Source organism: Anaerolineae bacterium, assembly GCA_013178015.1.
Lineage (GTDB): Bacteria > Chloroflexota > Anaerolineae > DRVO01 > DRVO01 > Ch71.
Genome location: JABLXR010000030.1, coordinates 73,578 through 86,668, shown reverse-complemented (window position 1 = coordinate 86,668; position 13,091 = coordinate 73,578). Strand labels below are relative to the sequence as shown.

The 13,091-nt window shown below is 66.4% G+C and carries 13 protein-coding genes; 7 read left to right on the top strand and 6 right to left on the bottom strand.

Going from position 1 to position 13,091, the window contains the following annotated elements; all coding sequences use genetic code 11:
* Nucleotides 1-60 precede the first annotated feature (60 nt).
* Both HPY83_12475 and HPY83_12470 read left to right on the top strand, forming a co-directional pair.
* Entirely contained in the window at nucleotides 61-651 is a 591-nt protein-coding gene (locus HPY83_12475) for a hypothetical protein (GenBank protein ID NPV08760.1), read from the top strand.
* Nucleotides 648-1,787, top strand: a complete 1,140-nt coding sequence (locus HPY83_12470) for an iron-containing alcohol dehydrogenase (GenBank protein ID NPV08759.1) — start codon at nucleotides 648-650, stop codon at nucleotides 1,785-1,787. The genes HPY83_12475 and HPY83_12470 overlap by 4 nt, the downstream gene beginning before the upstream one ends.
* A gap of 78 nt (nucleotides 1,788-1,865) precedes the next feature.
* Here HPY83_12470 and HPY83_12465 read toward each other — a convergent pair whose 3' ends face one another.
* Nucleotides 1,866-2,117 carry a hypothetical protein gene (locus tag HPY83_12465; protein NPV08758.1) on the bottom strand — a complete coding sequence of 84 codons (252 nt, stop codon included), beginning with the start codon at nucleotides 2,115-2,117 and terminating at the stop codon, nucleotides 1,866-1,868.
* A gap of 150 nt (nucleotides 2,118-2,267) precedes the next feature.
* A complete protein-coding gene (locus tag HPY83_12460) occupies nucleotides 2,268-3,149 on the bottom strand; it encodes a hypothetical protein (protein ID NPV08757.1) in 882 nt (293 codons plus the stop codon).
* A gap of 395 nt (nucleotides 3,150-3,544) precedes the next feature.
* Here HPY83_12460 and HPY83_12455 point away from each other — a divergent pair, with 395 nt between their 5' ends.
* The 5 genes from HPY83_12455 (at nucleotide 3,545) to HPY83_12435 (ending at nucleotide 8,057) form a co-directional block, all read left to right on the top strand.
* Nucleotides 3,545-5,023 (top strand): DUF2142 domain-containing protein, encoded by a 1,479-nt coding sequence (locus HPY83_12455; GenBank protein NPV08756.1) that lies wholly within the window; start codon nucleotides 3,545-3,547, stop codon nucleotides 5,021-5,023.
* A gap of 17 nt (nucleotides 5,024-5,040) precedes the next feature.
* The gene (locus HPY83_12450) at nucleotides 5,041-5,415 is read left to right on the top strand and encodes a hypothetical protein (protein NPV08755.1); all 375 of its coding nucleotides are present in this window, start codon (nucleotides 5,041-5,043) and stop codon (nucleotides 5,413-5,415) included.
* 16 nt (nucleotides 5,416-5,431) lie between these two features.
* Nucleotides 5,432-6,358: a ribose-phosphate pyrophosphokinase gene (locus HPY83_12445; protein ID NPV08754.1), complete on the top strand. Its 927-nt coding sequence runs from the start codon at nucleotides 5,432-5,434 to the stop codon at nucleotides 6,356-6,358.
* Between the two features lie 96 nt (nucleotides 6,359-6,454).
* Nucleotides 6,455-7,039 (top strand): PH domain-containing protein, encoded by a 585-nt coding sequence (locus tag HPY83_12440; GenBank protein NPV08753.1) that lies wholly within the window; start codon nucleotides 6,455-6,457, stop codon nucleotides 7,037-7,039.
* 103 nt (nucleotides 7,040-7,142) lie between these two features.
* Nucleotides 7,143-8,057, top strand: a complete 915-nt coding sequence (locus HPY83_12435) for a hypothetical protein (protein NPV08752.1) — start codon at nucleotides 7,143-7,145, stop codon at nucleotides 8,055-8,057.
* Between the two features lie 185 nt (nucleotides 8,058-8,242).
* Here the strand turns inward: HPY83_12435 and HPY83_12430 are convergent, their stop codons facing one another.
* From HPY83_12430 to HPY83_12415, 4 genes are all read right to left on the bottom strand, one after another.
* The gene (locus HPY83_12430; GenBank protein NPV08751.1) at nucleotides 8,243-8,839 is read right to left on the bottom strand and encodes a CDP-alcohol phosphatidyltransferase family protein; all 597 of its coding nucleotides are present in this window, start codon (nucleotides 8,837-8,839) and stop codon (nucleotides 8,243-8,245) included.
* Nucleotides 8,821-10,104, bottom strand: coding sequence for a glycosyltransferase family 4 protein (locus HPY83_12425; GenBank protein NPV08750.1), 1,284 nt, complete (start codon nucleotides 10,102-10,104; stop codon nucleotides 8,821-8,823). The genes HPY83_12430 and HPY83_12425 overlap by 19 nt, the downstream gene beginning before the upstream one ends.
* A 15-nt stretch (nucleotides 10,105-10,119) precedes the next feature.
* Nucleotides 10,120-11,073: a hypothetical protein gene (locus HPY83_12420; protein NPV08749.1), complete on the bottom strand. Its 954-nt coding sequence runs from the start codon at nucleotides 11,071-11,073 to the stop codon at nucleotides 10,120-10,122.
* A gap of 379 nt (nucleotides 11,074-11,452) precedes the next feature.
* Complete coding sequence (locus HPY83_12415) at nucleotides 11,453-13,090, bottom strand: amidohydrolase family protein (GenBank protein ID NPV08748.1); 1,638 nt, start codon at nucleotides 13,088-13,090, stop codon at nucleotides 11,453-11,455.
* Nucleotide 13,091: the final 1 nt, after the last annotated feature.

Below are 13,091 nucleotides of genomic sequence, written 5' to 3'. Positions count from 1 at the left end.
GGCACTCCTCGCCCCCTGTTCCCTGCAACCGGTAACCTATTGACCGGAGGTCGTATCGAGATGGCTACTCTGCAGCGCGAGATCACCTATTTCACTCCACCGGGACCCAACAACACGGACAAGACGCTCGCACTGGCTCGCGAGCGGATGGCCGCCCTCGGCCTCCGCAGCGTGCTGGTGGCCACCACCACCGGCCAGACCGGCCTCCAGGCCGCTCGAACCTTCCGCGGCTACAGCGTGGTGGCCGTCACCCATTCCACTGGCTTCCGCCAACCCAACATGCAGGAGGCTCCCTCGGACGTATTGCAGGCCATCCGCGACGAGGGGGCTGCGGTGCTCACCTGCCAGCACGCCTTCGGCGGGGTGGGGCGCGCGGTGCGCATGAAGCTTGGCACCTACGAGCTCGATGAGATCGTGGCTTACACCCTCCGCCTGTTCGGCGAGGGGATGAAGGTGGCGGTCGAGATCACCCTCATGGCAGCCGACGCCGGGCTAGTCCACACAGGCGAGGAGGTGATGGCCATAGCCGGCACCGGGCGCGGAGCCGACACCGCCGTGGTGCTCCGGGCCGCCAATGCCATGCGCTTCTTCGACCTGGGAGTGGTGGAGATCGTTTGCATGCCGGGCGGGCACCTGGATCAGGCCGTATGAAAAGCTTCCATCTCCCGGTCACAGTCGTCACCGGCGATGGCTGCATCGCCCAGTTGGGTGCCCAGGTGGCCCCTCTGGGGACGCAAGCGCTTCTAGTCTGTGGCGCCTCCGCCCGCGCCTCCGGCACCCTTGGCCGCGCCCTCGACTCCCTGAACCAGGCGGGCGTCGCCGCTGAGGTGTTCGACCGCGTGCGGGGAGAGCCCACGCTCCAAGTGGTGGCCGAGGGCATCGCCTGTGCTAGGGGCCGAGCCGCCGACGTGCTGGTGGGCCTGGGCGGGGGCAGCGCCATGGATGCAGCCAAGGCCATCGCCGGGCTGGCCCCGCTCGCTGGCTCGCCCAGGGAATACCTGGAAGGACGCCCGCTGGACGGCGATCCTCTGCCCTGGGTGGCCATACCCACCACCAGCGGCACTGGGGCCGAGGTCACCATGAACGCCGTCCTCATTGACCCCGATAGCGGCACCAAGAAGAGCATCCGCGGACGCTCGTGGTTCGCCCAGGTGGCGCTGGTAGACCCCACGCTGACCCTCAGCCTGCCCCCCTCCGTCACCGCCTACACGGGGGCCGATGCCCTTACCCAAGCCATCGAGTCCTTCGTGTCGGTGGGAGCCATGCCTGTCACCGATGCCCTGTGCCGGGATGCCATCCGGCTCATCGGCCGATCCCTTTTGCCCGCCTACCGCGATGGCGCCCAGATCGCCTACCGACGCGATCTGCATTACGGCAGCCTGATGGCGGGGATGGCTCTAGCCAATGCCCGGCTGGGGGCGGTACACGGGATGGCCCACCCGCTCGGCTGCCATCACAGTCTCCCTCACGGGCTGGTGTGCGGGCTACTCCTGCCCTACGTCATGGAGTGGAACCTGCCCGTCGCCGCCCCTCGCTACGCCGAGGTGGCCTCGCTCCTGGGCCTGGACACCGCCGGGCAGAGCGAAGCTCAGGCAGCCCGGGCGGCGGTGGACTGGGTACGGGAGTTGCTGACCCAACTAGGGATACCGGGCAGGCTCAGAGACGCCGGGGTGACGCGGATAGACCTGGAAGAGGTAGCGCGCCAATCGATGTCATCTAGCATGGAGCACAATCCGCGGCGCATGACCGAGGAAGACGTGGTGAACCTGCTGCGCAGCGCCCTCTGAGGCTGACGGCGGCCGCTGGACCCCGCTGGTGCCCGATCCGTAGTGGTCGCTGCCAGGCTTCGAGCTCGTTCCTGCCGGCTAGATCAGGGGGCGAACCACGGGCGGTGGGGGCTGGTGACGCGTGGTCGGCTCCTGCCGCAGGGGGCTGCTGCACTGGGTGAAGAACCACACTCCTCCCAGCACTATCAGCACCAGCCAGGTCCAGGGGCTGAGCCTGCCCTGCTCGTTACGCTTTGGCCGCTCTTCCTTCTTGGTGGGAAGCAGCTCGTCGCACTTCCAGCACTGAGTGCGATCTTCCGGGTTGTAGGTGCCGCAGTTCGGGCACTCCATTCTTGTCTCCTCGGAGGAGGTGCGCCGCAAGCAGCCCCATCACGCCCGACACAACGAAGCCACAGGCGGGCCCAGAAGCTCGGACGGCCCTGGGGGTGGGACTGAGCGTCACATCAGTATAGCGTTGCTTGCGTTCCACCGCCAGGCCCATCACCCTCCTACGGTGATAAGCACCAGGCCAGCAGTGATCACCAGTACCGAGGCCAGCCGCGACCGGTGCCGCTCCTCCCGGTAGAGGGCGAAAGCCATGAGCACGGCGATGATCAGGCTAGATTGCCGGAAGGCCACCACGTAGCTGGCATGAGGTACGATCTGGTAAGCCCATACCACCAGGAAGTAGGCGGCGAAGCTCATGAACCCGGCGGCGGTGGGAAGCCACACCGACGTGTTCGGTGGGTTCGTTGCCTTCGCCGACGGAAGCAGGAGGCGGGAGAAGATCCCATAGCCGACGTAGGCAAAGAGGTAGAAAAAGTAGCAGTAGATCACCGCCGACACCGGCCCGGGGCGAAGCAGATCGGCCGCCTGCTTGTCCAGGAGCGAGTAGCCCACCGTTCCCAGGGCGGTGAGGACCATCCACAGGCTGGCACGGTTCCAGTAGCGGTCCAGGCGCAGGTCACGTCGGGTGCGCAGGGGCGCCATCACGCATCCAGCCACCACCAGGGTCATCCCCAGCCAGCCTGCGACGCTGGGCACGGCGCCGCGCAGGCTGTCCCCCACCGCCACCAGCAGTACCGGTAGGGCCCTGGCCACTGGGTACACGGTGGTGAAGTCGGCGGCCTCGTACGCTCGCCCCAGCGAGATGAAGTAGAAGCCGCAGCAGAGGCCGGAGCCTATCACGTAGAGCCACACCCGTGCGCTCATGGTTCCGGTCAGGTACTGGCCCACCAGCGCCGGCGCCAGCCCCGTTCCGGCTAGTATGGGGAGCATCCGGCCGATGAAGTGAGTCTCGGCACGACTACGCCGGGCCAGTATGTTCCAGGAAGCGTGAATGAAGGCGGAGACGAGCACCATAATGGCTGCGATGCCGGCCAACAACCACCTCGCGCGGCGTGTATTCGCCTGTCGGGCACAGGGGCGCCCGCCATTGTACCCGAGTCACCCGTCTCCGGCACGTCTGCATCACCGGCACCCAGGGCGACTGCATCCAGCGCTCAGACTCCCGCCGGTGGGGGCAGGCCACCGCGCCTGCCCTGGGCCGAGGCTGGGACCCGCCCGCATCGCACACCTGACATGGCTTCGGGACAGGTGGGGCAGCGGCATATGACACTCGCCAGTGGCAGCCGCGGGGCTGAAGAAGCTGCAGTTCCCTTGGGTCCGCACCGAAGAGGCTCCCGGTTTACCCCCACGGCCCGGCCCGTGTATCATCGGGCCACGGGGGCGCCCGCCCTTTCCCCGGCGGGCACTGGCGTGCACCGGAGACGACGGAAGTGACTAGGCAGACGCTTCCCATAGCGATGACCTTGGCGGCCTACCTAGCCGCTGCCCTCGCCTATGCCGTCATCACCCCGACGTGGCAGGCGGCCGACGAGCCGGCCCACTACAACTACATCCGTCATCTGGTGATCGAGGGCTCCCTGCCCGTGCTCCAGATGGGAGACTTCCCGTCCCGCTACCTGGACCAACTGAAGGCCGCTGGCTTCCCCGAGGGGAGCGACGTCAGTGCCATCCGCTACGAGAGCCACCAGCCGCCCCTCTACTACCTGCTGGCGGCCCCGGTGCTGACGGCCTTCGCCGGCGATCCCGTACCCCTCCAGGTTCGCGCGTTGCGCCTCTTCACCGTCACCAACGGCGTGGCCGCCCTCGCCATGGCCTACTCCTTGGGGCTGGCCCTCTGGCCGCGGCGGCAGGGCCGGGCGGCGGCTCTGGCAGCGACGGTCGCTTTCATACCCATGCACACCGCCATGAGCGCCGGCATCAACAACGACGTCCTGGCCGAGGCCCTCACCGCTTCGGTGACCCTGCTGACCTTGCGCGCCCTCGTCCACTCCCCCGCCCCTGCACCCAAGCGCCTCACGATCTTGGGCATCCTCCTCGGCCTGTGCCTCCTCACCAAGACCACCGCCTACATCGCAGTGCCCCTGGTGCTGGCTGGCCTGCTGTTGCACCGTCGGCTGCACCGTCCCCCGTGGGCGAGGGTCCTGAGGTCCGGCGCCAGGGTCGCCCTGCCGGCCGCCATCCTCTGGCTGCCTTGGGTGGCCCGCAACCTGGTCACCTACGGGCTGCGCGACCCCCTGGGCCTGACCCGTCACGACGCCATCGCCGCCAGCCAGCTCACTACCGCCGAACTCCTGGCGGAGTTCAGTCCGGTGCGCGTTCTTACCGAGGGCACTACCCTCACCTTCAAGAGCTTCTGGGGCGTGTTCGGCTGGATGGGCGTCCCCATGCACGAGCCGGTCTACCTGCTCCTGGCCGTGGTGTCCGCCACCGCCGTCCTGGGGTTGGTGATTGCGGGAGCGCCGCACCTGTTGCGGCAGCTTGCCGGCTCCGGGGGCGGGCCGGGTGTTCGTCGGCGAGCTCACGTCATTCTGCTCGCTGCCTGGGGTTCGTTCTCGATCTGCGGCTTGCTTTGGTATAATATGAAGTTCGTGCAGTACCAGGGCCGTTACCTCTACGCCGCCCTGCCAGTGTGGAGCGCGGCCATGGTGGTGGGTATGGTAACGGCGCGGGAGCGCCCCCTGGCGGCCTGCGCCGGCCTGGGCCTGCTGGGCGCGGCGCTGTTCGCCCTCGGGTGGGCCCGGGGAGATGTGCCTGGCCTGCTCCTGGCGCTGCTGGCCGCCGCGGCGGCCGGCCTCTTCGTCTGGCGGTGGGCCTTACGGCGATGGCCGGCGGTATCGGCCCTGCCGCTGCTGGCGCTGTGGGCACTAGACCTGGCCGGGGCGCTATACTACGTCAGCCGGTTCCTGTAATGGGTAGGAGGGAGGACGTGGGTTTCCTCGACAAGCTGAAGGCGCTGTTCTCCGGTGGACCTCGCTCCTCCGAGAGCCAGACGCACACCGTGTATCTCCGCTGCAACACCTGCGGCGAGCCCCTGGCCCTCCGGGTCGACTTGCGCAACGACCTCAGCCCCGAGTGGCACAGCACGTCGGCAGGCGGTTCCGACTACCCCGACTACTACAGCAGCCACAAGACGGTGATCGGCAGCCGCCGCTGCTACGTCCCCATCGAGGTGGACCTTACCTTTGACAAGCAGAAGCGCCCGGAGTCACAGCAGGCCCAGGGCGGCACGATCATCAGTGAGGAGGAGTACCGACAGACACTGGCGGAATGGGAGGCGAGGGAAAGTGCCGACGAGCAGTGAGGGTCGCCGTCCGCGCATCTTCAGCGGCTCATCCCATCCCGAGCTGGCTCAGGAGATTGCCAGCTACCTGGGCCTGGAAGTGAGCCCTTGCCGCATCGTCCGATTCAGCAACGACAACTTGTACGTGCAGCTCCTGGAAACGGTGCGCGAGGGCGAGGTCTTCATCGTGCAGACCCTCTCGCCCCCGGCACAGGAGCACCTCATGGAATTGCTGCTTCTGCTAGACGCGGCCCGCAGCACTTCGGCCCACCGGATCAATGCTGTCATCCCCTACTTCTCCTACGCCCGCTCCGACAAGAAGGATGAACCCCGCATATCCATCGCCGCCCGTCTGGTGGCCGACTTGCTGGTCACTGCAGGCGCGCAGCACGTCATGACCATGACCTTGCACTCTCCTCAGGTGCACGGCTTCTTCAGCGTCCCCATGGACCACCTCTCCGCCCAGACCACCTTCGTGCAGTACTTCCAGGGCAAGGACCTATCCGACACCTGCGTGGTCACCCCGGACATCGGCAACGCCAAGCGAGCCAGCAAATTCGCCCGTGCACTGGGCCTGCCCCTGGTCGCCGGCAACAAGGAGAGGGTGAGCGACGATCGAGTGGAGGTACACGGCCTTATCGGCACCGTCCACACCAGGCGCTGCATCGTCTACGATGACGAGATCGCCACTGCTGGGTCCATGGTAGAGATCATCCGGCTGCTCCGGGAAGAGGGGGCGGAGGAGTTCTACGTCACCTGTACTCACGGCCTCTTCAGCGGTCCCGCGATCGAGCGCCTGGCGAACATACCTGAGATCGCCGAGATCGTGGTCACCAACACCGTTCCCATCCCCCCGGAGAGGCGCCTCCCCAACATGAAGGTCCTGTCGGTGGCGCCCGTGTTTGGCGAGGCCATCCGGCGCAACCTTACCGGCGAGTCGGTGGCGCCTCTGTTCGCGTACTAGCGGCAGCGGATGCCGGACGGTGGGCAGTCATTGAGGCACGGCCCGCTAGTTCGGCACCGCTAGCTGCTATCCACTCGGCAGGCCAAGGAGAAACCGATGAGCCAGGCCACGAGAGTGGTACTCCCCGACCGGGCCTACCTGGTCAAGCTCTACCTGAACACCTTGCTCATCTTCCTGGTGTTCATCTTCCCCCTTGTCTTGCTGGGGCTCATTCCCGAGCTGGGCTGGGCCTACGTGATCCTGTTCCTGATCGCTAATGCCCTCTGGCTGGTGCCCACCTCTATCCTACTGCCCCTATACTTCCGGTCCATTCGCTACGAACTGAGAGAAGATGAGATCGTGGTGTTCAAGGGCATCATCACCCGCTCAGTGAAGGTAGTGCCCTACCGGACGGTCACCAACCTCCATCTGGCCCGCGGTCCGCTCGACAGGCTGCTGGGGATGGGGACGCTCAAAGTCGAAACGGCCGGATTGTCTGGGCAGACTGCCTCTGAGGCCGTACTTTCGGGGCTGCGCGACTACGAAGCCGTGCACGAACTGGTGCGAGAGGAGTTGCGTCGCTACCGCCGGATCAGTGGCGCCACCACCACCGAAGGCGCCCCCGAGCCGGAGATCGACCGTGCGCTGGGTCAGTTGCTCAAGGAGGTCCGCGAGATCAAGGAGATCCTCCGATCTCGATGACTCAGCCCGTCTCCCCGGTAGCCCGAGCGCTGCGGGAGATGCGCTTCGGGCCGCCTCCGCTGCCTCGGCCGGCATCCAGGCCAAACATGGAGTGGACAGATAGATGATGAGGCGCCTGGCCAGACCTGCTCTGGTGCTAATGGGACTCCTCGCCCTTCTCTTCCTCGCAGCAGCGGTGGGGTTCCGGCTGCTTGACCAAACCAACGGGTCCTTGGTGTCGTCGGGCCAGGAGCGGACGTACCTGCTCTATGTTCCCGACAGCTACGACCCTGCCACCCCTACCTCTCTCGTCATCACCATCCACGGCTTCGCCCAGTGGCCCGCCCACCAGATGCAGCTAAGCCGATGGAACGCCCTAGCCGACCAGCATGGGTTCATCGTGGTGTACCCCTCCGGGACCGGCTTCCCCCGCCGCTGGCGGGCGGGGGGCGTCTCCGCCGCTGGAGACGATCCTCAGGTGGACGTCAGGTTTGTCTCCGATCTCATCGCCCACTTGGAGAGCAAGTACAACATCGCTCCTGACCGCATATACGTGAACGGGCTGTCAAACGGGGGCGGGATGTCCTTCTTACTGGCCTGTGCCTTGTCGGAGCGTATCGCGGCTGTAGGCATGGTCGCCGGTGCCTACGTCCTCCCTTGGGAGGAATGCAACCCGGCGCGTCCGGTGCCCGCCATCGTCTTCCACGGCACCGATGATCCCATAGTGCCTTTTGACGGAGGACCGAGTCGGCCTTTCGGCTCACCCTTCCCCAATGTTCCCGAGTGGGTCGAAACCCTGGCCAGGCGAAACGGCTGTAACGGGCCGCCGAGGGAGCTCTCCATCAGCGACGAGGTAACCGGCCGTCAGTTCACTGACTGCGAGGCAGACGTAGTCTTCTACGTGATCGCCGGCGGGGGACACACCTGGCCGGGAGGCATAGCTCTGCCCGAGTTGATCGCCAACCGCACCACGTACGACATAGACGCCACCCAGACCATGTGGGAGTTCTTCCAGGAGCACCCCTTGCCGGGTAGGTAGGGAGGCACAAGCCCCCAGGAAGGACACCGCCGGCAACCTGCGGATGAAAGGCGACCGGCTCGATCGGTAGAGAGCGGCCGGGCAGGCCGATCCGGCAGTGCCGTGGACTCTGCTGCCCCCGATGCTGCCGAAGTCCCGGTGGCCTCCGGCGGAATGAGGGAAAGAGGTGGCCAGCACCGATGGCCCTACCGGAGCGTCTGCCCCTCCGCTGCGGCCACCTTGTGCACGTGCAGAATGCGCTGGATAGCGGTGATGTGGGTGAAGACGGCCAACACCCACAGAGTCGCGAGCGTCAGCCCTGCCGCCAGGCCCAGCGCCAGCACTATCATCCTCTCCGCTCTGGTCAGGAGCCCCACCGTGCAGGAGATGCCCAGCCCCTCGGCTCGGGCCCGAGCGTAGGACACGGCCAGGCTGCCGAACAGGGCCACCACCGCCAGAACCGCCTCTGTGCGCGCTCCGACCGTGGCGAAGTGCCACACCAGGCCCGTGAACAGGGCGGCCTCAGCGTAGCGGTCCAGCGTAGAGTCAAAGAAGGCTCCAAACCGAGTCACACTGCCAGTATGACGTGCCAGCGCCCCGTCCAGCCCGTCGGCCAGGCTGGCCACCAGGATGAGCACGCCCCCCCACCGGAGGCACCCGGAAGCCAGCACGAGGGCCACGCCGACGTTGAGGACCAGCCCAATGACGGTCAGGCTGTTGGGGGTCAGGCCCAGCCGGGCCAAGCGCCCGGCGATGCTGTTGAGCACGGGGCTGAGGAGAGCCCTCAGCCGATCTGATACCATGCGCTGGCCCTCTTCCGGCGACGTTGTAGCAGTTCTTCGTAGTAGTCCACCAAAGACCGCGCCACCCGCTTCCAGGAAAACTCGGCAGCCCGCGCCTTACCCGCCTGGCCCATCGCTCGTCGCTGCTCCGGCTGGCGCAGGAGGCGGATGAGCGCCTCCGCCAGCGCTCCCGGGTCCTCCGGCGGCACGAGAAGGCCCTGACGCCCATGCTCAAGGACGAACCGGTAGCCAGCGATGTCAGAGGCGACCACCGGCTTGCCCACCGCCATGGCCTCTATCAGCACGTACCCGAAAGACTCGAACCCGGTAGAGGGCACGCATACCACGTCACTGGTGTTGTAGTAGGCCCGGAGCTCTTCGTCGCTCACGTAGCCGATCATGTGAACATCGGGTAGCCGCCGTTCCTCGGCGAAATCCAAAAACTCGCTTGCCTCTTCCTGATCAAACCCTCCGACCGCCAGTAGCCGAACCTCCGGGCAAGCTCGCTTCACCTGTTCGTAGGCCCGCAGCAAGAACTTGAACCCCTTGCGCTTGTCCAACCGTCCTACGAAGAGGATGTTGGGCCGCCCATCGCCGAAGCGCTGCACGCGGCTCACCCCCTCGGCGGCAAAGAACTCGTAGTTGATCCCGTTGGGTATGATGACGTACTCACCAGGGAAGAAGCGGGCTACGTAGTCCCGAGCCGCCGGGCTGACGGCCACCCGCCCGTCCAGCTTATCCATCAGCGGCCGCAGTGCCACTGCTGCCTGGTACAAGCTGAAGCGCGAGTCGCGGTAAGCGTGAAACGTCCCCACATTCAGGGTCTGGGAGTGAAGAAGGGCGTAGAAAGGGATGGTCGGCGTCAACGGCTCGTGGAGGTGGATGACATCGAATGCCTCAGTGCGAAGCACGTCCCGAATGCGACCGTAAGCGCGAGCCGAGAGGCTAACGTAGGCGGTGCTGCCGCTGTACTGGATGGGAATGGTGCTGCTAGAGGCGCTGATGAGCAGCTCGGGGGGGTTCTCCGTCTCCGAGCAGGCAGCAATCACCCGCACGTGCAGGCCGAGCCCCTGGTAGGTACGTGCCAAGCTGGAGATGTGGGTGTTGACCCCTCCCCGGTAGGCGTAGTCGTACGGCGCCACCAGAGCGACGCGCTCCACCGACGTCCCACGGCTCGGCGACGCCACCCTCAGCGCCCCCACTTGGGATGCGTCCGGTCTGCAGCCCTTGGCCACTCCGCCGTCCCCGGCCTTCACCGCCTGGCCGCTAGTGGTCTCGTGACTCATCTCCTCTCATTGCTGCTACTTGCCCTCATCCTTCAGCCAGGAGCGCCACACCTTCTCCGACACCCAGCCGCGGGGCACGCAGTACTGCTCCAGCCGCTCCCCCACGTAGGAGAGTGGACAACCGTCCTCGTCTGTCCTGCTGTAGAACACCAGGCCCGGGCGCCAGTCGCGCGTCGCCACCGAGGAGAAGGAGTGTATGTGAGGCGTACGCTTTTCGCTGGGCACGGACACAGCGACATCTACCGGGTACTTCCCCCGTACGGTACCGATGCCTGAGCTCTCGTCCCGACGCTGATGCCACATTCGGCAGAGCATCCCCCGCACATGCTCGGGATGGACGGCCACCACTCTCACGTAGGGTCCGGTGTAGGGCTCAGGCTGAGCCAACTTCCGGGGCATGTCCTTCCACGCCATCACCCGCTCGGGGTCCTCTATCTGCTCCTCCGGCCATAGCGGCACCACCACCCGATCGGCGGCAGCGTAGTACACCCAGAGCCGAACGTCCTCCGGGGCCCGCTCCAAAGGCACCACCTGCACCTCCGCCTCTGCCACTGACACCGCTTTCTGCGTGCCCAGAAGCGCTCGGACCGCCTCCCAGGTCTTCTCCGGGTCTTCCGGGGCCTCGATGGCCACATAGGTGGCGGAATGGAGTCGGCATACCGCCATGCCAGCCTGCGGCTGGGCTCCGTCGGTGAAGCTGAGCTCGATAGGCTCCTCCTCGTCGTCCTCCGAAGGCTCCTCCTCCAAGGGGAACTGCCGCGCCAAGTTGCCGCTCTCATACTGCTCGCGGATGTCCTCGGGGGCAGCGGCCGGATCTACTTCCTCGTAGGGATGCAGGTAGGTGAAACTGCGGAAGCCGGCCAGCTTCAGCATGATGTTGGAGGCACTCTTCTGGAGGTCATCAGGGTCTATCTCGGCATACACGTACGTCTCGGATGGGACCCTAATCAGGCGGCGATTCGAGCTCATGTCTCCTCCTTCCCCTGTCGTGTGTCCACCTAGGTTGGACTACCCAATGCGCTGCTCCAATATAGCCCAAATGGCCAACCTGGACCACCCCGCCTACCAGGGTCGCCCTCGCGGCGCTCTCACTCGGGCCTCTGGGTCAGCTTACCAGCTTCATCCCCAAGTGGGCCGTGCGGGCCGCCCAGGCGGCACCAAACTCCTCCGTGGAGCTGATCGTTCGCCGGGCTCGACAAGAAGGGGCCCGCCTCTGTCGCCGTCACTGTACGGCCAGCTTCCGGCTGCCGAAGGGGGCGCTGGCTCCCAGCGGTGGCTTCACCCTGTCGCCCTCGCAGGTCCAGGTCGACTGTGGAGATGCTTCTAGGAGTGGGACGGAAGACCGGGGCTATGCGCTCCGGCCCGCCGGCGCGTCCGGGCATCCGCGACCAAGAAGTCGGGCCAGGTTGCCGCCGAGGATTAGAGCCTTGTCGCGGTCGCTCAGAGCCGAGAACAGCACGATCCCGAGGGAGTGATTGAGGCCAATGGTGGCACAGTCGGACTCGAACACTATGCGGTCAGCTCCCAGTCGCCGAACGGCGTGTTCCAGCATGCCCTCATACATGAAGGCTACGTCCGACGTGCCGAGATACAGGTTCGGGTGCTTGGAAGCGAGGTCGAGACACACGCGCAGCCCTTCCAGGTTGTCCCCGGAGTGTACCAAGTGAAAGACGCCTCGAGGGTAGCGGCTGGCGATCTCCTCGAAGGCCCTCGGGCTGGCGCCGGTCTGGCGCTCGCCGGTGTGGGCCTGCACCAGCACCCCCGGGTCCTCCGCCGCCTCCCACACAGGCACGTACTTCGGATCGGCCAGGCTGCATTGGTGAGTGCGCGGGTGCACTTTCAGTCCCCGGAAGCCGTAGAGCTCTGTGCAGCGTCGAATCTCGTCCCTGGTGTCCGGGAAATGCGGGTTGATGACGCCGAAGCCCACGAACCGGTCGGGATGGTCCCGGCACACCAGGGCCACTTCCCGGTTTCCGCGGTAGTGATCGCCGCCCTGCACGGCCGACGCTGAACTGACGCAGGCCACCTCTACCCCGGCTGCGTCCATCATGGCCAGGGCGGCGTCAACGTCAGTTCCCGGCTGGTGGCCGTAGGCCCACGGCCCCAGGTGGAAGTGGGCGTCAAGCACCCGGGCCGGCACCGGGACTCCAGCAGCCCCGGCAGCGATGATCTCTCCCTCGCCCTGGGGCGCCATGCCTCGACCCGCGGGCAGCCCCAGGAGCGTCGCCAGGGTATTGCCGGCGAGGGCTTCCTTTGCCTTCCGGGATACCCGGGCGTACGCCACCGTGGCCAACGAAGGCCCCAAGCGCCATGCCCCCGGCTCATACACCACGTCTCCAGTGGGAAACACGGGCGCTTGACGCTGGCTACCGAAGAGCAGACGCCCGGGCCCGAAGCGCCGGCACACATCCTCCACCATCTCCGGGTGAGAGGCGCCCTCGAGGCTCAGGTAGAGGTTGGAGTATCGAGCCAGCAGGGGGTACATCTGGCGCAGGTTGGTGTCCGTGCCCGCCAGCGGCAGACGAGGGAATCGTTCGCACAAGAATGCCAGTTCGGCCGGCGTCGCCTCCACTATGGTGAGGATGTGCTCCTTCTCCAAGACGGCGAGGAGCTCTCCCGAACACCAGTCGTCCAGGCTGAAGCCGAACAGGTGCGGCACCAGCCGCACCGCCCTCACGCCGAGGGTGCGCATGCGGCTCAGCAGGTCCGCCGGCCGGGACATCTCGCCGGTGTAGTGGGGCAGCACCACCCAGCAAGGTAAGAGTCGCTCGTGCCCGCCCGCCTCCTCGATGAGGCGTGCGTTGCCCGAGGCGGGGTGCACCTTGAGCGCCTCCCAGTGGCAGACCAGCGACCGCTCTACCCCACAGCGGTCCATCTCCGCCAACAAGTCGGAGGCGCTGCGGTAGCCGGCGAACTGCCCGGTGGCGGCGGAGTACACAGGCTCGCCGATAGCTCCATTGATGTCGAAGAACGGCAGGGGTCTCACA